We start from the raw sequence: 273 nt of genomic DNA on the forward strand, positions 1-273 counted from the left end.
TTATCTACTTCCCTTAATATAAGGAATACCAACCGCTTTCGGAGCGTCGGCACGTCCGATAAATCCGGTTAATGCAATGATCGTTAGCACATATGGTGCAATTAATAAATATACTTTTGGTACATTTTCTAATAATGGGAAATCTCCGCCGACAATACTTAAACTTTGGGCAAATCCAAAGAAAAGAGCCGCTCCCATCGCACCTAAAGGATTCCATTTCCCAAAAATCAAAGCAGCAAGTGCCATAAAGCCTTGTCCACTGATGGTTGCATG

The 273-nt window shown here is 41.0% G+C and carries 1 pseudogene; it reads right to left on the bottom strand.

The window, feature by feature from the left end:
* Positions 1-273, bottom strand: a pseudogene (locus ACTXGU_RS22430) (ABC transporter permease); the annotation flags it as partial.

The organism is Niallia sp. 01092 (assembly GCF_052318935.1).
Taxonomy (GTDB): domain Bacteria; phylum Bacillota; class Bacilli; order Bacillales; family Cytobacillaceae; genus Niallia.